The organism is Campylobacter coli, from assembly GCA_039516895.1.
Taxonomy (GTDB): Bacteria; Campylobacterota; Campylobacteria; order Campylobacterales; family Campylobacteraceae; genus Campylobacter_D; species Campylobacter_D coli_B.
Window position 1 is genome coordinate 1,117,240 of record CP154437.1, and the last position, 19,695, is coordinate 1,136,934.

Here is a 19,695-nt window from a genome sequence, read left to right on the forward strand (position 1 = left end):
ACAAGTTGATTTTTAACTAATCAAAGCTATAATTTCAAAGTCAAAATAAGGAACGACTATGCTTTACATTTACATAAAAACACAAAATGCCTTAGTGCAAAGAATTAATTTTAATCTTGATAATCAAGAATTACCGCAAAATATCTTATGGATTGATTTGCTTCATCCAAGCGCGGCAGAAATTGCCTTTATATCAAATGAATTTAATCTTGAATTTCCAACAAAGGAAGAGAGAGAAGAAATAGAACTTAGCGCAAAGTACTGGGAGGATAATGCTACTATAACTATCAATGCTCATTTTTTGATTCGAGAATTTAAGAATGATAACGAAGAGCAAAACTCAATTAAGCTTCGCACTGAAATTGTAACTTTTGCAACAGCTAAAAATATTTTATTTACAATAAGATATAATGAATTTAGCACCTTTGAAGAAATTCAAGCAAGGATATTAGCAAGTCCAAAGAATTTTGAAGATGGTTTTGATATTATCGATAAAATGTTTGAAGTACGAGTTGAAAAAGATGCGGATTTGCTCGAGTGGATAGATAAAGAAGCAAGACGCTTAAGAACAACTGTTTTAGAGAAAAAAGATGAGTATAGTTATGATGAGATGTTAAAAGATATCTCAAGTTTACAAGAACTTAATATGCGAGTTAGAGATTCTTTATTTGATAAACGTCGTGCTATGACTTCCTTACTGAAAAGTGATAAAATCGATAGGGATATAAAACAAAATTTAACTATAGTTTTAAAAGACTTGAATTCTTTAGTTGAATTTAGTGTTTCACAACTTAATGTTCTAGATAATATTCAAACCATTCTAGCAAGTCAAGTTAACATAGAGCAAAATAAAATCATCAAACTTTTTACCGTTGCAACTGTTGCCATGATGCCCCCTACTCTCATAGGAACAATTTATGGTATGAACTTTAAATTTATGCCTGAACTTGAGCTTCACTATGCTTATCCTATAGTGCTTGCAGTGATGATAATTTCTATCATTGTACCTGTTATTGTTTTTAAGAAAAAGGGTTGGCTATAATACATTAAAGGAGATAAAATGGATATCATTAAAATAGGAATTTTAACCTTAAGCGATAGGGCAAGTAGTGGAGTATATGAAGATAAAGCCACTGCTGAAGTTGAAAGAACTCTAAATTCATATATTAAAAATGAAATCATCTATTTTAAAGAACTTATACCGGATGATTATGATTTGATTATTAAAAAATTACTTTATCTAGCAGATGAGAAAGAATGTGACTTAATAATCACTAGCGGCGGAACAGGACCAGCACTTCGTGATGTAACACCAGAAGCTACAGAAGCAGTATGCGATAAATTAATGCCAGGTTTTGGAGAACTCATGCGTTTAGAAAGCTTAAAATTCGTACCCACAGCTATACTTTCAAGACAAACAGCAGGAATTCGCAACAAATCTTTTATCATCAATCTACCTGGCAATCCTAAAGCCATAGCAGAATGCCTAGAGCCTGTATTTCCTGCAATACCTTATTGCATCGATTTAATAGGGGGAGCTTATATAGAAGGAAATGATGAAGTGATTCAAGTCTTTAGACCTAAGAAAAAATGCCAAAATTAAAACTTATTAGCTTTAATAAGCCTGCTTAACTGCCTAGCAAGCAGGCTTACTGATGCTTCATCCTTGCTTATTTTTTGTATTTTATTTTTAAATTTATAAAGCCTATCGTCTAAAATTATATCATTGGTTGGAATTTTAGGTCTTGTATTTTGTCTATGCGGAACTTTTTTCTTGAAAAACATTTTTATCCTTTTTTGTAAATATACATTATTTTAATTGAAAAAAATATTATTTTTAATATTTATATCATTATTAACTTTATTTCATGATTTTAAGTTAGAATTCGCAAAAAAATAAATCAAGGAAAATAAATGACTTTAATTGCAATTTTATGTCTTTATACAGCACTTTTATCTTGGATTTCTTATAATCAAATTCGCTTTTTAGAAAAAGAAAAAGACAAACAAGCTCAAATTTTAAGCGAGGAAGATTATCAAAACGCAGCCGATATTGCTATAGAAAATGAAAAATTCAAGCTTTTTTCAAATTTTTATACTCTGATTATTAATATCGCTTGGATAGGCTTTGGATTTCTCTACTTAAAAGAACTATTAATCAGCGAAAACTCTCGTCTTGAAAATACTCTATTTTTACTTGCTTTTTTAATTATCACAAGTATTTTAAATTTACCTTTAAGCATTTATGAAAATTTTGTTAAAGACAAAGCTCATGGTTTTTCAAATATGACTTTAAAACTTTTTATTAAAGACACTATAAAAAGTCTTATCTTAACTTTGATTTTTGGATTTTTAATCCTTTATGCCCTACTTTTTTGTTATGACTTTTTTGGCACTTTTTGGTGGTTTGCAGCTTTTGTTTTTGCTTTTTGTGTGATAGTGATTATAAATGTTATTTATCCTACTCTAATCGCTCCTATATTTAACAAAATGGAAAAATTAGAAGATGAGAATTTGCTAAGTAAAATCAACGATCTCATGAAGCGATGTGGATTTAATGCAAATGGGGTTTATGTGATTGATGCTAGTAAAAGAGATAAGCGTTTAAATGCTTATTTTGGTGGACTTTTTAAAAGCAAGAGAGTAGTACTTTTTGACACGCTTTTAAAAGCCTTAAGCGAGAGAGAACTCTTGGCAGTTTTAGGACATGAGCTTGGACATTTTGTCCACAAAGATATTATAAAAGCACTGATTAATGGAGCAATCACTATGTTTTTGCTTTTCTTTATTTTTGCTCATTTGCCTGATTTTGCATATCTAGAAAGTCATCTAGAAGGAGTTAATGGGGGTGTTTTTGCTCTTTTATTTATATTTGCAAATATTTTTAGCTTTATTATCTCTCCTTTAATAAATGCTTTGAGTAGAAAAAATGAATTTGCCGCGGATCAGCACGGAAGTAAGCTTACTAGCAAGGAAGATATGAAAAATGCACTCATAGCTTTAGCAAGAGAAAATAAAGCTTTTATTAAAACAAGTAAGATTTATACCTTTTTTTACCTTAGTCATCCAAGCATTAGCGATAGAATCAAGGCTCTTTCTTGACCATAAAAAACGCTCTTATAGAAGCCAAATCTAGACTTGAAAAGCATGAAAATGAAGCCTTGTTTATACTTTGCGAATATCTAAAAAAAGATAGGACTTGGATTTTTTTAAATCAAGATCTAGAATTTGACTCTAAGCCCTATTTTGAACTTATCAAGCGCTTTCAATCAGGGGAGCCTTTTGAATACATCTTTGAAAAAACAGATTTTTGGGGCTTGGAATTTAAAGTAAAAAAAGGGGTTTTAATCCCACGTTATGATAGTGAAATTTTACTTTCACAAGTTCTTAAAATTTGCAAAAATAATAATTTTCAAAATATATTAGAAATAGGCTTTGGAAGCGGAATTTTAAGTATAGTTTTAGCTAAAGAATTGGGAATAAAAATTACAGCTTGTGATATCAACCCCAAAGCTTTACAACTGGCCTTAGAAAATGCTAAATTACACAAAGTTGAACATTTAATCGACTTTAAACTTTATGATTTTAAACAAATAAAAGAAAGTTATGATTTTATTTTTTCAAATCCTCCCTATATCCAAAATTCATACCCCATAGATCTTTGGGTACAAAACGAACCAAAAGAAGCTCTATTTGGAGGAGAAAAAGGATATGAAATTTTAGAAGAAATTATAACTTTCTCCTTTGAAAGAAAGGTTAAATTTTTAGCATGCGAATTTGGATATGATCAAAAAGCAATTTTAAAACAAATTTTATATCAAAAAAATTTTCAAGCTGAATTTTTTCAAGATGAACAAGGATATGATCGTGCTTTTGTCGCTCAATTTGCTAAAAAATAAGCTTTGTATGATATGATAAGTTAAAAAATTAAGGAGAAAAATTGAAAGCAATCAATCTATTTTTACTTGCAGCAATGATTGGCATAGAACTTATACTTGGCATAGTTGTTGCTCCGGTGATTTTTTACCCAGCTAACTTTATAGGCGAGGGAGTTTTAAGTCATTTTCAAAGCGGTTTAATGATGACTCAAATTTTCATTAAAATGGGGTATTTGTTAATTTTTGTTTCTATTTTCAACTTATTGTTTGAAATCTATTCTTTTATAAAGGAAGATATGAAATTTCAGATTAAATTCTCAAAACTAATACTTAGCATACTGATTTTAATCTTAAGCTTAGTATTTGTTTTATATTTTACAAATACCATTGTTGAGCTTCAAAATTTAGGCGAGCAAGCTACAAAAAGTCAAGAATTTCTTAGCATACATAATGCAAGCGAAGTGGTTATAAAAATTATTTTATTGATGCAAGTTTTTCTATATTTCTTAAGTTTTAAAATAGCAAAAAAATGCTAAAATATTTTATAAAAATTTAATAAGGAGGAGTAGGCTATGATGATCTCTGATGCAAGTATGATGCAGCAAAATTATTATCTAAACAATGCTCAAAAAGCTAGTGAAAAAGCTTTAGAAAACATTGCAGCTGTCCGTGCAATAAGTGGAGTTGATAGTGCTAATTTAGCTATTGCTGATTCTTTAAGATCTCAATCAAGCACTATAGATCAAGGCATTGCAAACGCCTATGATGCCATCGGTGTTTTACAAATTGCAGATGCAAGCCTTACAAATATTTCTCAAAGTGCTGATAGACTTAATGAACTCTCCGTAAAGATGAATAATGCGGCATTAAGCGATTCTCAAAAAAGTATGTTAAGAACAGAAGCAACACGCATACAAGAATCCATCAATGATTCTTTTAATAATGCTACTTATAATGGAAAAAATGTATTTCAAACTATGAATTTTGTAGTAGGAAGTGGAACTGAAACAACCAATTTAAATCCATTGGCAACTAGTGGTCTTAGCATAGATAATCAAGACAGCATTACAAGTTTTATGGATCAACTTGGTGCTTTAAGAAGTGAAATAGGTTCAGGTATTAATGCTATCACATCTAATATCAATGCTAGCGTACAAAATAGCATCAATACTAAAGCAGCTGAAAATAATTTGCTCAATAATGATATGGCAAAAAATGTCAATGATTTTAATAGCAATTACCTAAAAGAAAATGCAGCTGCTTTTGTTGCTGCACAATCTAATATGCAGCTTCAAAGCAAAATTGCTAGCTTATTGCAATGATAAAAGCCCTAATCTAGGGCTTCTCTTTTTATAAAAATGACTTTAGAACAAATTTTAGAAAAAACCAAAAATATCCGTCTTGTAGCAGCAAGCAAATATGTTGATGCAAATATTATCGAAAAACTTTTTGCTCAAGGAATCACAGAATTTGGAGAAAATCAAGTTCAAGCTTTAATACAAAAAAAAGAAATTCTTGATAAAAAAGATTTAAATATAAAATGGCATTTTATAGGAACGCTACAAAGCAATAAAATCAATCTTTTAATCAAGCAAAAACCAATGCTCTGGCATTCTTGTAATGGATTAAAAATAGCAAAAGCCATGGATAAAAGACTAAATTATAAACTAGATACCTTACTAGAAATCAATAGTGCCAATGAACTCAGCAAAAGTGGGCTTAATCCGGATCAAGCTATAGAAGAATATTTACAAATTCAAGAAGAATGTCCTAATTTAAATCTTTGCGGAGTTATGAGCATAGGCTCACACAGCGAAGAACAAAAAGAAATTATAAAAAGTTTTGAAATTACCTATAAAATCTATGAAAAACTTCAAAAACACGGAGCTAAAATTTGCTCCATGGGAATGAGTAATGATTTTGAAATCGCTATTAAATGCGGATCTAATATGGTAAGACTTGGAAGTATTTTATTTAAAAATTTAAAATAAAATCCCTTCGTATCTTTTATCCTGCATACTTATTGATAATTTTCTCACTAACGCTATCAGAAATAACAAAATCAGTATGATAAAGCAAACAAGAACCCGTGCTAACAATTTTCAAAACAAGCTTTTTATTGCCTTTTTCATTTGGATTATGCGCATTCCTTGCTATTTCGTGAATTTCATAAACAAGCTCTCGATTCAATCTTGAAAGATCAAGCTCTATGATATTGTTTTCAAATTCTTTAGGTTCTGCTACAAAGTCTTTATTTTCTAAAGCGTTTTTCTTAGCGCTAAATTTTTTTACCGCCTTAACCTCTCCTTCTTGAAGCTCCTCTAGAGTTTTAATTGATCTTAAAGCTAAGCTATCTAATTTACCCTCCTCTGCTTTATAGCTTAATAAAAATCCATAAGCCTCATTTTTAGAGGCTTCATTTTTTAAAATATTTTCAATCTCTTCTATATTAGACTCAAAAACCGTCACTTCAAAAGTAGAATAAAAATCCAATATCTCAAGCCTACCATAACGCTTGTTATTTTTACTCATCATAGATTTAAAACTTTCAATCTTCCCTATGCTTAAAATTTCTCCATTGCCTTTAAGCGTTGAAAAATCTATGCTTTTTATATAATCTATATCCTTAAATTTCTCATAAAAACGATCAAGCGGATGTCCTGAAACATAAATTCCCAAAATCTCTTTTTCAAATTCAAGCTTTTCCATAACCTCAAATTCTTCATCCTTGGCCACTATATTAACTTGCAACCCAACAGTTAACTCATCTTCTCCAAAAAGAGAACTTGCCGCATTTTTCCTTGCATCAGCCATTTTCTTAGAGCCTTCGGTTAAATTGTCCATATTATCAAACAAGCACTTCCTTGTATAACCAAATTCATCAAAAGCCCCCGCTTTAATAAGGCTTTCTAGGGTTCTTTTGTTGATCTTTGTAGGCTCTATCCTGCTTAAAAAATCATCAATATTTTTAAATTCGCCTCGCTCTCTTGCTTCAAGCAAATTTTCAACTGCAGGGATTCCCACACTTTTAATAGCTCCAAGTCCATAAACAATAGCATCTTTACCATCTTCTTGCTCTACTGCACTGAATTCGCGTATAGCTTTATTAACAGAAGGCGGGAGAAGTTTGATATTCATTTTTTTCATTTCATCGATATAAACAGCGATTTTATCGACATTATTTTCTTCACTTGTTAGCAATGCTGCCATAAATTCACTAGGATAGTAGGTTTTTAAGTACGCTGTTTGAAAAGTGATCAAGGCATAAGCCGCAGAGTGAGATTTGTTAAAACCATATCCTGCAAATTTGACAATTAACTCCCAAAGCTCTTCGGCTTTTACTCTATCATAACCCTGCTTTTCTGCACCATCAGCAAATTCACTTTTTAATTTTTTCATTTTTTCGGGATCTTTTTTGCCCATAGCGCGGCGCACCACATCAGCACCACCTAGTGAAAATCCACCTATAATCTGAACAATTTGCATAACTTGCTCTTGATAGACAATAACCCCGTATGTAGGCTCCAATACACTTTCAAGAGTATCAAATGGATATTCTATCTTTTTAAGCCCATGTTTTCTATCTATAAAATCATCAAGCATTCCTGATTCCATAGGACCTGGGCGATAAAGAGCAAGAACCGCAATAATATCTTCAAAACGCTCAGGCTTTAGCCTTGCATTTAAGTTTTGCATTCCGCCTGATTCTATTTGAAATATCCCTAAAGTATTTCCACTCTGTATAGTTTTATAAACTTTAGCATCATTTACATCAATAGCTTCCCAAACTATGTCTTTATTGTAACGCTTTTTAATGAGCTTGATAGCATTATTGATTAAAGTTAGGGTTTTTAAACCCAAGAAGTCAAATTTGATAAGGTCTACATCCTCCAAATGATCTTTAGAGTATTGTGTAACTAAATGTCTTTCATCGTTTTTGCTTTGCCTAAAAAGAGGAGTTTTTTTCCATAAACTCTCATTAGAAATCACAACACCTGCTGCGTGCATACCCGCATTTCTATTGAGTCCTTCAAGAGCCTTAGCATACTCCCAAACTTCAGGACCCTTTGGATGGCGTTCTATAAATTCTTTAATCTTTGGTTCTTTTTCATAAGCTGCATCAAGAGTGATTTTAAGCTCTTCAGGTATAAGCTTGGCAAGTTCATCTGCATCAGGAATACTCATATCGCAAACCCTTGCCACATCACGAATCACCCCACGAGCTAAAAGCTTACCAAAAGTAATAACCTGCGCAACCTTATCAGCTCCATATTTATCAATCACATAATCAATCACTTCTCCGCGTCTATCTTGACAAAAATCCACATCAATATCGGGCATCGATACGCGTTCTGGATTTAAAAAACGCTCAAAAAGCAAACTATAAGGGATCGGATCTAAATCCGTGATTTTCAAAGAATAAGCAACCAAACTACCCGCGGCTGAACCCCTTCCAGGACCTACTGGAATTCCTTTATCTTTAGCCACCTTGATAAAATCATGAACGATTAGCATATAGCCTGAAAATTTCATTTTTTTTATGATATTGATTTCAACTTCAAGCCTTGTTTTATACTCTTCATGCTTGCTTGTATCAACGAATTTTAACCTTTCCTCAAGTCCTTTTTTACAAAGCTCATCAAAAACCACATCATCATTATCAAAACTAAATTCTTTACCCTCTTCAGGCAAGCTTATGTTATATTCTTTTGCATATTCTCTTGTAAATTTAAAATTTGGCGGAGTCGGATTTCCTAAATTGAGCTCTAAGTTACATTTATTAGCAATTTCTTGAGTATTTTCAATAGCTTCAGGTATATCAGCAAAAAGCTCGCTCATTTGCGCTGGAGATTTGACATAAAATTCATGAACGCTATGGCGTAAACGATCAGGATCATTCAGCTTTTTACCCATAGCAATACACATAAATACTTCATGAGCAGCCGCTCTTTCCTTAAAAGTATAATGGGTATCATTTGTAGCAATAATTTTAATATTCAATTCTTTTGAAAGTCTTATAATATCATCGTCTATGGCTCTTTGATCTCCTATACCATGACGCATAATTTCAAAATAAAAATCATCGCCAAAAACTTTTTTATACCATAAAGCCGCTTCCTTAGCCGCTTCATAACCCTTAGCTCCAAAACGAACATTTCTTTCACTATGAATATTTAAATGCCAATTTACCTCACCTTGTAAGCAAGCTGAAGAACAGATAAGTCCTTCGCTATGCTCTTCTAAAAGCTTTTTATTGATACGGGGATAATAATACAAACCCTTAATATAGCTTTGAGAACTTAAATACATTAAATTTTGATAACCAACCTCATTTTTTGCATATAAACAAAGGTGAAATCTTTGACGCGAGCTTTTATCTGAAATATCTTCATGATTGTGCAAATATGCCTCAAGACCTATAATAGGTTTTAATCCTTGAGAACGCATAGTCTGATAAAAATCAATTGCTCCAAACATATTGCCATGATCTGTCATAGCTACACTTGTAGCACCTTGCTCTTTAAGAGTTTTAGCTAGTTCTTTAAGTTTATTAGCTCCATCAAGTAAAGAATATTCTGTATGTAAATGAAGATGGGTAAATTGGCTCATCGTCTTCCTTGAAAAATATAAATACTAAAGATTTTGATAAAAATTATAAATTTTTATTGCTGAATTTGAAAGAATTTATGGCTAAAAATTACCTGAAATTTATCATGGTGATTTTATCACCATGAACAAATATATTTTAAGAATATTTTAAAAAATAAAACAGTAAAAGTTTTTAAGATTGAAAGAATGAGTTATCTTTCAAGAAATAAAATTACGAAATTTGTTCATATTCTTTGCCAATATAAATTTGATTATCTCTTTCTATAACAGGACGCTTAATACAGCTTGGATTTTCTAAAATGATATTTTTCAACTCAAGCTCACTTAAGCTCTCTATCTTGTCTTTATTTAAACCGAGTTTTTTTGAGGTGGTGCCTGCAGTATTGATAATTTCGCTAAATTTTTTATATTTAAGCCAACTTTCAAGTATATTCAAATCAATCTTTTTAATATCGATAAAATCAAACTCTAGAGCTTTTTGATTTAAAAATTCTAGAGCTTTTTTTACGGAATTACAGTTTTTAATCCCATAAACTTTCATTTTCTCGCCTTTTTAACCAAATCAGCAATTAAAAACGCAAGCTCAAGAGCTTGATCCGCATTAAGTCTTGGGTCACACTGTGTCTCATAGCGTTTTTCTAGGCTTTGCGCAGTAACATTACTAGCACCACCCGTACATTCAGTTACATCCTGTCCTGTCATTTCAAGATGAACTCCACCCGCATATACACCTTCACTCATAGCTATTTCAAAGAAATATCTTACCTCTTGCATGATTTTATCAAATTCACGCGTTTTAAAATCACCTGCTTTTACGGTATTGCCATGCATAGGATCTATACTGTAAACTAAATTTAAGCCCTCTTTTTTAAGCTTAGAGAAAATTTTAGGCAATTGAGTTGCTATTTTTTCAGCACCCATTCTGATGATGATATTTAATCTACCCTCTTCATTGTTCGGATTTAAAGCATTAGCTAAAGCTATCACATCATCAGCACTTGCATTTGGACCTATTTTCACTCCTAAAGGATTTCTAACCCCACTTAAAAAATGCACATGAGCCTCATCAAGACCTCTAGTTCTCTCACCTATCCAAAGCATATGAGCCGAACAGTCATAAATTTCACCGCTTAAGCTATCTACTCTAGTTAAAGCTTCCTCATAAGGCAAAAGCAAAGCCTCATGAGAAGTATAAACATCAACTTCTTTTAAACTTGGAGTATTATAGGTATTAATACCACAGGCCTCCATAAAATCTAAAGCTTGAGAGATCTTCTCGCTGATATCAGTATATTGTTGATGCAATTCGCTTTTTTTCAAGAAGCCTAAATTCCATCGATGTACCTCGTGTAAATTAGCTAGCCCTCCTTTAGCAAAACCACGCAATAAATTCAAAGTAGTAGCACTTTGATAGTAAGCTTCAAGCATTCTATTTGGATCGGGAATTCTAGCTTTTTCATTAAATTCAAAGCCATTAATGATATCGCCTCGATAACTTGGAAGTTTTACTCCATCTATCTCTTCATAATCACTACTTCGTGGCTTAGCAAACTGCCCTGCCATACGACCAATTTTAACAACTGGGCAACCACCCGCAAAAGTTAAAACTATAGCCATTTGAAGTAAAATTTTAAACATATCTCGTATATTTACTGCTCCAAAATTTGCAAAACTTTCTGCACAATCTCCACCTTGGAGTAAAAAGGCCTCTTTTCGGCATACTCTTGCTAAAGCATTTTGAAGCTCTCTAACTTCACCTGCAAAAACCAAAGGAGGAAGTTTTTCAAGTTTATTTAAAACTTTATTCAACTCCTCTTGATTAGAATAAATAGGCTGTTGTTTAATAGAAAAATTTTTCCAAGAATTCTTAGTCCAAGTCATCGTTATTTCCTAAAAGATATAATTTCAACTTCCCCTATAGGTCGAGTAACCAAAAGGAGATAAGGTAATAGGTACATGGTAATGTTTTTGATCTTTTAAAAGTTCAAAACTTACTTCTACAAAGGGGTAAAAGCTATCAACTTTGCGTGACATATAATAATCTTTGGTATAAAATTTGAGTTTATAAATTCCAGAAGGACGATTTTCTGTTTTTTCATAAGGAAGCAAATCGCTTATTCTGCCATTTTTTTCTGTGAATTTTTCACTTATCTTAATCCATTGTTGATTTTTATTCAAACTATAAAGTTCTACTTTTACATTGGATGCGGGCTGGCCAGAATTAATATCTAAAATATGGGTGCTTAACTGATATTCGGCTGCGTTTAGAAATATTGGTATACTTATGAGAGCCAACAAAATTTTTTTCATAGAAAGCATATTTTTCTCCCTTAATAATATTTTATATATTTAAATCATAACAAAATATTATTAACAATAATAACTAAATAATAAATTTTATAAATTAGTTAAAAATATATTTATTCAAAAAACAGAAAGATACTAAATCTGCAAAATTATTATTTTGCAGATTATTTTTTAAGTTCTTTAATACGTGCTGCTTTACCGCGTCTATCTCTAAGATAGAACAATCTAGCACGACGAACACGACCTTTTCTTAAAACAGTAATGCTCTCTAAGCTTTCACTATAAATTGGAAAAATTCTTTCTACACCAACGTTATTAGCACCCATTTTGCGAACAATAAAGGTTTCATCTACACCATTACCTCTTCTAGCTATACAAATTCCTTCAAAATTTTGAATCCTAGTTTTATCGCCCTCTTTGATGCGAATTGCAAGTCTTAAAGTATCGCCAGCACGAAATTCTGGAACATTTTTTCCCTCAATTTGTTTTGCCTCAAATTGCTCTATGTATTTATTTTTCATAAAAAATTCCTTATTTTTTGCGTTCATGCTCTAAAAATAAATCTGGACGAAAAAATTTCGTTTTGCAAGACGCTAAAGTAGTTTTTAAAGTCGCAATTTTAGCGTGATTACCCTTTAAAAACTCTGAAGGAGTATAAAATTTCTTGAAATTTTGTTCAAAAATAAATGGTTTTGCGAATGAAGGAGCTTCCAATAAACCGTTTTCAAAACTTTCCTCTTCTAAGCTGCAAGCATTGCCTAAAACTCCATTGATATTTCTTGCGATAGCATCACAAAGAGTAAGCGCTGGAAGTTCTCCGCCTGTTAAAATAAAATCTCCTATGCTAAATACTTCATTAGCAAAAATTTCTATTACTCTTTCATCAATACCTTCATATCTCCCACAAACAAAAACAATATTTTGTTTCTTGCTTAATCTCTTTGCATCTTTTTGATTAAAAGTTTTTCCACTTGGATTTAGAAAAATAAAATAAGGATTTTCTTCATTATCTTTGATAAATTTTAAAGTGTTATAAAGGGGTTCAACTTGCATCAATAAGCCAGCTCCACCGCCAATTTTATAATCATCTACTTTATGATAAATATTGTCCGTAAAATCTCTAGGATTTAAAAAGTCAAGCTGAAAGAGTTCTTTTTGGATTGCTCGAGAAAGAATAGAATCTTTAAAATAAAATTCAAGCAAATTAGGAAACAAAGAAACAAAACTAAACTTCATGAATTTTCTAAGATTAAAAAAGCATCTTTGGTGCAAAAAATAGAATATTTTTCTATATCAATTTTATTGACATATTTATCAATATAGGGAATAAAAAAAGTTTTAGCATAAGCTTTATCAATTAACTCTTGATCGCTTTGAATTTCAAATAAATAAGAATCTCCTACTTCAAGAATATCCACCACTTTCCCCAACCTTCGCTCATCATCGAATACTTCGCATTTTAAAATATCAAAATAAAAAAATTCATCCTTTTTCAATATGCAAGTTTGTCTTGTAGCTTCAATACTTTGATAAAGAATTAGATTAATAAGCTGTTTTGCGGCTTCAACATTCTCATAACCTTCAAACAAAACAGAAGAGTTAGCTAAATTGTAGTGTTTAATTTTCAACTGACTTTTGCCATTTTCAGTGAAAAAAGAAGCTCCTTTTTTAAATTGCTGGATAAAGTCACTTAAATTATAAAGTTTTAGATATCCTTTAAGCCCAACAGTTTTTCCAAGTTTGGCAACTTGAATAAAATTTCTTTCACTCAAGTGCTTTAACCGTTACACGATAGCTCATTGAATCTTTGCTCTTGCAAGCTGAAACGACTGTCTTTATTGCATTAATCATTTTTCCATTTTTACCGATAAGTTTACCCGTGTCAACTTTATCAGCATAAAGTATGATTTCAGCAAAATTTTCATCAAGCTTTATTTTTTCTGTTGTAATTTTATCTGGATAATCTGCTATAAGTTTAGCATACTCTCTTAAAAAATTTTCTACCATGAAATTATTTACTAGTAATAGAAGCTACTTTATCACTAAGTTTTGCACCAACGCTTTTCCAATAAGCTAGACGCTCAGAATCAAATTTCACCACTTCAGGCTCAACCATAGGATTATAATACCCAATACTTTCTATCCATCCACCATCGCGACGTTTTCTACTATCTGTTACTACTATACGATAAAATGGTCTTTTAGTTCTTCCCATTCTTGTAAGTCTAATTACTGTCATATACTCTCCTTAAAAATAAAAATTTTTTAACTATAGATACTATGAAAAGTATTTATAGATAAAAAATCTAAAATTGTCTTCTAGCTTGATTCATCATTTGCATTAAACTATCCATGCCCTTTTTTCCTGAAAATCTCTTGGCGAGTTTAGCAGCATTTGCAAATTGCTTTAAAAAGCGATTAACCTCAACTTGAGATAAGCCAGCACCTTCTGCAATACGACGCTTTCTAGCATTATTAAGCAAATCTGGATTTTCTCTTTCTTTTGGCGTCATAGATGAGATCATAGCTTTGATATGTATGATTTCTTTAGAATTATCTAGATCAAGATCTTTTACACTTGAAGCAACATTAGAAAGTCCAGGTATCATTCCTATAATGGATTTCATGCTACCCAATTTTTTAACACTCTCCATTTGAGTTAAAAAATCATTAAAATTAAACTCGCCTTTTTTGATTTTTTGATTTAATTTCTTAGCTTCTTTTTCATCGATAATAGTCGCGGTTTTTTCAGCTAAAGTCGCCAAATCTCCCTCACCCATTATACGATTAACTATTCTTTCGGGAATAAAAATTTCTAAATCCGCTATCTTTTCACCCACGCCTACAAATCTCAAAGGAATTCCAATTTGCTTAGTGATACCTAAAGCTATACCTCCTTTGGTATCTGCATCAAATTTAGATAAAATTACTCCTGTAATCTGTAAAAGTTCATTAAAACTTGAAGCTGTTTTAACCCCATCTTGCCCACTCATAGCATCAGCAACATAAAAAATTTCATCTGGGTTTAAGGTATCTTTTACCGCTTTTAATTCATTCATTAAAGCTTCATCGATAGCTAATCTTCCTGCAGTATCGACTAATAATACATCCGCCATAGAATTTTTTGCTTTTTCTAAAGCTTGTTTTGCAACTTTAATCGGATCTTTTTCATTTTCAATATAAAAAAGATCTAACTCATTGGCTTCGCAAAGCTGTTTGAGTTGTTCTACTGCAGCTAAACGCTGTAAATCACAAGCAGCTATCAAAACTTTTTTATTGCGAAGTTTTAAGTAGTTAGCAAGCTTAACAGTACTTGTAGTTTTACCTCCACCTTGTAAACCCACCATTAAAACAACAGTTGGAGGCTTAGTAGCAAAAACAAAACCTTGATTTTTTCCATCACCATTTAGAATATTTTCTAAATTTGCTTTAATAGCTTCTAAAAATTGCTTTTGCCCTATGCCATTTTTTTTCACATCTTCTTCAATAAGAGAAAGTAAATCTTTAACCACCTTATGGTGTACATCTGCTTTTAATAGAGCTTTTTTTAAGGTATCTAAAGCATTTTTAAGCGCTTTTTCATCATCAACAAAACGAAGTTTATTAATTGCTGATTTAAAAGATTCGCTGACTAGTTCAAACACTTTATTACCTTTCTATATATTTTCAAATTTAAGTTGAGCATTATACAAAATCTTTTCTTAAATGGCTTTAAAAATCTAAATTTTTTATCTCAAAACCAAGCTTTGCAAAACTAGGATCTAATTCTGCCTTAAACTGATAATTTAAAATTCGAATTTCATAACTATGCAAATACATCCTATCGCTTGAAATCTTAGCATATTTTTCATCTCCTATGATTCCATGCTTTATAAATTTAGCATGCACTCTTATCTGATGAGTTCTACCTGTTTTAATAATAATTTTAGCTAAAGTTTTTTTAGCTTGCATCATAATAGGAGTAAAAATACTAACCGCGCTTAAACCTTCTTTAGAAATTTTACTTAAAGCTCCATTTTTAGTTTTTATAGTTAATATAGGCTCATTAATCTCAACTTCTTCTGCTAAAATTCCATCTAAAACAGCTATATAACCTTTATGAACTCTTTGTTTTTTAAACTCTTCAATGCATATCTTTCGAAAATCTTCATTTTTACAAAGCAATATGACACCGCTAGTTTCTTTATCAAGACGATTAAGCAACTTCGCATTGAATTTTTTTTCAAGCTCCTCGCTGATATAGGCATAGGGTTTATTTATAGCAATGATATTTTCATCTTCAAAAATTACTTTAGGTTTGCTCGTTTTCACAATACTAAATTTCGTCTTATCACTCATCAAAGCTCTTGCCACAACCACCTTTTTACCATGAGAAAAAACGCAACCTTTATCTATCAAATCTTTTGCTTCACGATTTGAAATATTTTCTTGCAAAGCTAAAAGTTTATATGCTTTTTCTTGCATCGATACCTTCCTGTATAGCTTGGATTATTGTTGATAAATCATTATTTTGTACTATTTTTGCTTTTAAATTATAATTATGAATTATACCATCAAGTTCTTTTAAATCTTTGCAAAAACAGACATTATCTACTTCTTGAAATAAGCTTTTTTGATTATGTATATAAACTCCACTTATCAATACATTGTTAAAATGAGCTACTTCTATGGGATTATGCCCTCCTATCCCTTCAAAAAAAGAACCACCTAATACAACCACATCTGAAATGGCATAAAAATTTATAAGCTCACCTAAACAATCCAATAATAAAATATCTTGATTAAATTTTTTATCTTCATTTTGCAATAAACTAAATTTATCAAATTTCAAACCTTTATCATGCAGCAATTGCTCCACTTCCAAAAAACGTTCAGGATGTCTTGGGGCGATGATTAATTTCTCTTGTTTATCCATCTTATAATGCTTGAGTAAAAGTTCTTCTTCGCCCTTATGAGTGCTTGCAAAAATAATCAATTTTTGCTTAGGTTTAAAGTATTTTTGTGCGGGACATATTTGCAATTTAGATTTAATATTTGGAAAAATTTTAACATTTTTAGCACCTAAATCTTCCAATCTTCTTTTATCCGCTTCACTTTGTGCAAAAACTTCATCAATATAACAAAAAATTTTTTTATAAAAAAATCTAAATTTTTTATAGCTTGCATATGAATTATCTGAAATTCTAGCATTTAGTAAAATAACCTTGCTTTTTTGAAGCTTTGCTATAAAAACGAACATTAACCAATACTCAGCTTCAAAAATCACTAAAACCTTGCTAGGTTTGAGCCAAAATGGAATCCAATTTTCAAAAGCAAGATAATTTACTTTATTGCAAATTTCTTTAGCATAGTCATAACCCGTCTGCGTAATAGTCGTAATTCTTGAATCAAATTTCAAAACAAGCTCTTTAATGCTTTTTGCCTCTCCATATGAGCAAACATGAAAATGCACATCCGATCTTTTTTGAGATATATTACGAAAGAGAAAAAATCTAGCCTTTAAGCTATTTTTATATTTTGGCTTAAATAAAGAAAGTAAAAAAAGTGGGATAGCGCAGAGTAAAAAAGCTATCCACACTAAAATATAATAAAGAAAAATCAATTTTGATCTTCTTGCTCTTTATATAAAATTCTTCCACAATGAGGGCAAGTTATAATCTCTTCACCTTTAATCACTGACAAATAAGTTTTATCATAAATTTTCATGAAGCAGCCATAACAAGCTTGTTTTTTAACGGGAACTACGGCTGTATTTTTAGCCCATTTTCTAATCTTCTCATAAAAGCTTAAAACTTTTTGATTCATCTCTGCAACTAATTTAGTCTTTTTAGCATAAACATTCATTCTTTCTTTCTCCAAGCCATCCATTTGAGAACTAATGCTTACTCTTATTTCATCTAAATTTTGCTCTTCTTTTGCTCTTTCTTCCAAAAGTTCTTTTTTGAAAAGCTCTTTATTTTCTAAAATTTTATCCAAACGAACAATCTCATCATTAGCCGCATCAAGCTGCTCTTTAGCGATATCTTCTTCGATTTTTAAAGCATTTGCTTCTTTTTCTGTCTTAACAGCTCCACTCTTTTTAGAAAGCTCTTTGATTTTAGCTGAAAACTCTGAAATATGAGCGTTATTTTGAACTTTTTGATTTTCTACATCTTGAATTTCATTTTCTAAATTATTTAATTCAACATTAAATTTAGCAATCTTATTTTCAGCATCTTTTAAAGTCTTGCTAATGCTTTCCATCTTCGGTTCAAAGCTGTCAATTTCTTGATCTATTTTTGATAAAAGCACTAATTGTTCGAGATATTTATTCATTTATTTTCCTTAAAAATATTGAAATGGATTTTTTGAAACTGTTATTATAACTTTTAGCGGCAAATTTTTCAAGTGTTTTGCTAAACATTGAGCAAAATAGCGTTCGCTCTCAAAATGTCCTAAATCAATCAAATTTAGATGATTGCTTATGGCTTCTAAGGCTTGATGGTATTTAAAATCGCCACTTAAATAGCAATCTGCCTTAACTTCATTTAATAAATCTCCCCCGCTCCCTGTGCAAACAGCCAAGCGTTTTAAATGCTCCTTGCCACAAAAACTTGTTCTTAGAATTTCTAAATTTAAGCGCTTTTTAACCAAGGCACAAAGCTCTTCAAAAGTCATATCCACATCTACATAAGCTAAAAATTTATCTTTAAAAGAAATTTCAAATCCCAAAATTTCTTCTATAAAATAAGTATTTAAATGACTGAGATCAAAATTAGTATGCATAGAAATTAAAGAAAGATTTTTTCTAAGCATCTTCTTAATAAAAGCTCTAGGATAAGCTGAATTTGCCAAATCCTTCAAACCTTTAAAAATCAAAGGATGATGTGTGATAAACAAGGAATTTTCTTCTGCGTTTTGAATCAATTGCTCATCTATATCAAGACTTAAATAAACATTATGAATTTCATCGTCAAAATTTCCAAGTAAAAGACCACTATTATCCCAAATTTCTTGAGTTTCAAAAGGACTTAGCTTATCTAAAAAATTATAAATTTCAATCAGTTTCATCTAAATTTTTCTTATAAATTTCAGCACAAGTTTTCGAAAGCTCGCGAATTTTTAGCATATAATCTTGTCTTTGCGCAACAGAAATAGCACCCCTTGCATCAAGCAAGTTAAAAGTATGAGCCGCAAGCATACAATAATCATAAGCAGGCAAAGCCAAACCTTGTTCTAAAATACTTTTACATTCTTTATAAGTGTTCTCAAATTGCTGATTTAAAAAATCTACATTACTGATTTCAAAATTATATTTACTGAATTCATATTCACTGCGTTTATGTACGTCTGCGTATTTAATTTTTTCTCCATTAAATTCGCTCCAAACAATATCATAAACATTATCCACATTTTGAAGATACATGGCAATTCTCTCAAGTCCATAAGTGATTTCAGCACTTACTAAATCTACTGCGATTCCACCAACTTGCTGAAAATAGGTAAATTGAGTCACTTCCATACCATCGAGCCAAACTTCCCATCCAAGGCCCCAAGCGCCAAGGCTTGGACTTTCCCAATTGTCCTCAACAAAACGCACATCATGACTTTTAAGATCAAAGCCCAAATTCTCAAGGCTTTTTAAATAAAGCTCTTGAATATTATCAGGACTTGGCTTCATTAAAACTTGAAATTGATAATAAGCTCCCAGGCGATTAGGATTTTCTCCATATCTTCCATCTGTTGGACGGCGCGAAGGAGCTACATAGGCAGTGGCCCAAGGTTTTTTACCTAAACTTCTTAAAAAAGTTGCCGGATGAAAGGTTCCAGCCCCTGCTGGCATATCATAAGGCTGCATGATAGCACAACCTTGTTTTTGCCAAAATTCTTGTAAATTTAATATCATTTGCGAAAAAGTCAT

General features: G+C 31.2%; 23 protein-coding genes. 7 read left to right on the forward strand and 16 right to left on the reverse strand.

Annotation, left to right across the window (positions count from 1 at the left end):
• Positions 1 to 58 precede the first annotated feature (58 nt).
• Entirely contained in the window at positions 59 to 1,042 is a 984-nt protein-coding gene (gene corA / locus AAID94_05625) for a magnesium/cobalt transporter CorA (GenBank protein XAK23321.1), read from the forward strand.
• An 18-nt stretch (positions 1,043 to 1,060) separates the two neighbouring features.
• Positions 1,061 to 1,603 (forward strand): molybdopterin adenylyltransferase, encoded by a 543-nt coding sequence (gene mog / locus AAID94_05630; protein ID XAK23322.1) that lies wholly within the window; start codon positions 1,061 to 1,063, stop codon positions 1,601 to 1,603.
• Here mog and AAID94_05635 read toward each other — a convergent pair.
• A complete protein-coding gene (locus tag AAID94_05635) occupies positions 1,600 to 1,785 on the reverse strand; it encodes a molybdenum cofactor biosynthesis protein (GenBank protein XAK23323.1) in 186 nt (61 codons plus the stop codon). The two genes, mog and AAID94_05635, sit on opposite strands and share 4 nt — an antisense overlap.
• A gap of 129 nt (positions 1,786 to 1,914) precedes the next feature.
• Between AAID94_05635 and AAID94_05640 the strand changes: the two genes are divergently transcribed.
• Genes AAID94_05640 through AAID94_05660 form a run of 5 tightly spaced genes read left to right on the forward strand, consistent with a single transcriptional unit; the run spans position 1,915 to position 5,869 of the window.
• Positions 1,915 to 3,102, forward strand: a complete 1,188-nt coding sequence (locus AAID94_05640; protein XAK23324.1) for a M48 family metallopeptidase — start codon at positions 1,915 to 1,917, stop codon at positions 3,100 to 3,102.
• Positions 3,099 to 3,899 carry a HemK/PrmC family methyltransferase gene (locus tag AAID94_05645; GenBank protein XAK23325.1) on the forward strand — a complete coding sequence of 267 codons (801 nt, stop codon included), beginning with the start codon at positions 3,099 to 3,101 and terminating at the stop codon, positions 3,897 to 3,899. The genes AAID94_05640 and AAID94_05645 overlap by 4 nt, the downstream gene beginning before the upstream one ends.
• A gap of 41 nt (positions 3,900 to 3,940) precedes the next feature.
• The gene (locus tag AAID94_05650) at positions 3,941 to 4,414 is read left to right on the forward strand and encodes a DUF4149 domain-containing protein (protein ID XAK23326.1); all 474 of its coding nucleotides are present in this window, start codon (positions 3,941 to 3,943) and stop codon (positions 4,412 to 4,414) included.
• Positions 4,415 to 4,450: 36 nt separating this feature from the next.
• Complete coding sequence (gene flaC, locus AAID94_05655) at positions 4,451 to 5,200, forward strand: flagellin C (GenBank protein XAK23327.1); 750 nt, start codon at positions 4,451 to 4,453, stop codon at positions 5,198 to 5,200.
• Between the two features lie 36 nt (positions 5,201 to 5,236).
• Complete coding sequence (locus tag AAID94_05660) at positions 5,237 to 5,869, forward strand: YggS family pyridoxal phosphate-dependent enzyme (protein ID XAK23328.1); 633 nt, start codon at positions 5,237 to 5,239, stop codon at positions 5,867 to 5,869.
• A gap of 16 nt (positions 5,870 to 5,885) precedes the next feature.
• On the opposite strand, the gene dnaE is transcribed toward AAID94_05660, so the two are convergent.
• The 15 genes from dnaE to glyQ all read right to left on the reverse strand — a co-directional run bounded on the left by dnaE (position 5,886) and on the right by glyQ (position 19,695).
• Positions 5,886 to 9,488 carry a DNA polymerase III subunit alpha gene (gene dnaE / locus AAID94_05665; GenBank protein XAK23329.1) on the reverse strand — a complete coding sequence of 1,201 codons (3,603 nt, stop codon included), beginning with the start codon at positions 9,486 to 9,488 and terminating at the stop codon, positions 5,886 to 5,888.
• A 211-nt stretch (positions 9,489 to 9,699) separates the two neighbouring features.
• Positions 9,700 to 10,029, reverse strand: a complete 330-nt coding sequence (locus AAID94_05670) for an ArsC/Spx/MgsR family protein (protein XAK23330.1) — start codon at positions 10,027 to 10,029, stop codon at positions 9,700 to 9,702.
• A complete protein-coding gene (locus AAID94_05675; GenBank protein ID XAK23331.1) occupies positions 10,026 to 11,369 on the reverse strand; it encodes a 3-deoxy-7-phosphoheptulonate synthase class II in 1,344 nt (447 codons plus the stop codon). The genes AAID94_05670 and AAID94_05675 overlap by 4 nt, the downstream gene beginning before the upstream one ends.
• A gap of 24 nt (positions 11,370 to 11,393) precedes the next feature.
• Positions 11,394 to 11,807, reverse strand: coding sequence for a hydroxyisourate hydrolase (gene uraH, locus AAID94_05680; GenBank protein XAK23332.1), 414 nt, complete (start codon positions 11,805 to 11,807; stop codon positions 11,394 to 11,396).
• Between the two features lie 152 nt (positions 11,808 to 11,959).
• The gene (rplS, locus tag AAID94_05685; GenBank protein XAK23333.1) at positions 11,960 to 12,316 is read right to left on the reverse strand and encodes a 50S ribosomal protein L19; all 357 of its coding nucleotides are present in this window, start codon (positions 12,314 to 12,316) and stop codon (positions 11,960 to 11,962) included.
• Positions 12,317 to 12,326: 10 nt separating this feature from the next.
• Positions 12,327 to 13,031, reverse strand: a complete 705-nt coding sequence (gene trmD / locus AAID94_05690) for a tRNA (guanosine(37)-N1)-methyltransferase TrmD (GenBank protein XAK23334.1) — start codon at positions 13,029 to 13,031, stop codon at positions 12,327 to 12,329.
• Positions 13,028 to 13,567, reverse strand: coding sequence for a ribosome maturation factor RimM (rimM, locus tag AAID94_05695; protein ID XAK23335.1), 540 nt, complete (start codon positions 13,565 to 13,567; stop codon positions 13,028 to 13,030). The genes trmD and rimM overlap by 4 nt, the downstream gene beginning before the upstream one ends.
• A complete protein-coding gene (locus AAID94_05700; protein XAK23336.1) occupies positions 13,560 to 13,802 on the reverse strand; it encodes a KH domain-containing protein in 243 nt (80 codons plus the stop codon). The genes rimM and AAID94_05700 overlap by 8 nt, the downstream gene beginning before the upstream one ends.
• A 4-nt stretch (positions 13,803 to 13,806) precedes the next feature.
• Positions 13,807 to 14,034, reverse strand: a complete 228-nt coding sequence (gene rpsP, locus AAID94_05705) for a 30S ribosomal protein S16 (protein ID XAK23337.1) — start codon at positions 14,032 to 14,034, stop codon at positions 13,807 to 13,809.
• Positions 14,035 to 14,101: 67 nt separating this feature from the next.
• A complete protein-coding gene (gene ffh, locus AAID94_05710; protein XAK23338.1) occupies positions 14,102 to 15,439 on the reverse strand; it encodes a signal recognition particle protein in 1,338 nt (445 codons plus the stop codon).
• Positions 15,440 to 15,506: 67 nt separating this feature from the next.
• Positions 15,507 to 16,259: an RluA family pseudouridine synthase gene (locus AAID94_05715; protein XAK23339.1), complete on the reverse strand. Its 753-nt coding sequence runs from the start codon at positions 16,257 to 16,259 to the stop codon at positions 15,507 to 15,509.
• Positions 16,240 to 17,397, reverse strand: a complete 1,158-nt coding sequence (waaA, locus tag AAID94_05720) for a lipid IV(A) 3-deoxy-D-manno-octulosonic acid transferase (GenBank protein ID XAK23340.1) — start codon at positions 17,395 to 17,397, stop codon at positions 16,240 to 16,242. Before waaA ends, AAID94_05715 begins: the two co-directional genes overlap by 20 nt.
• On the reverse strand, positions 17,394 to 18,110 hold the full coding sequence (locus AAID94_05725) for a zinc ribbon domain-containing protein (GenBank protein ID XAK23341.1): 717 nt from the start codon (positions 18,108 to 18,110) through the stop codon (positions 17,394 to 17,396). The genes waaA and AAID94_05725 overlap by 4 nt, the downstream gene beginning before the upstream one ends.
• A 9-nt stretch (positions 18,111 to 18,119) precedes the next feature.
• The gene (locus tag AAID94_05730) at positions 18,120 to 18,845 is read right to left on the reverse strand and encodes a Nif3-like dinuclear metal center hexameric protein (GenBank protein ID XAK23342.1); all 726 of its coding nucleotides are present in this window, start codon (positions 18,843 to 18,845) and stop codon (positions 18,120 to 18,122) included.
• Positions 18,832 to 19,695 carry a glycine--tRNA ligase subunit alpha gene (glyQ, locus tag AAID94_05735; GenBank protein XAK23343.1) on the reverse strand — a complete coding sequence of 288 codons (864 nt, stop codon included), beginning with the start codon at positions 19,693 to 19,695 and terminating at the stop codon, positions 18,832 to 18,834. The genes AAID94_05730 and glyQ overlap by 14 nt, the downstream gene beginning before the upstream one ends.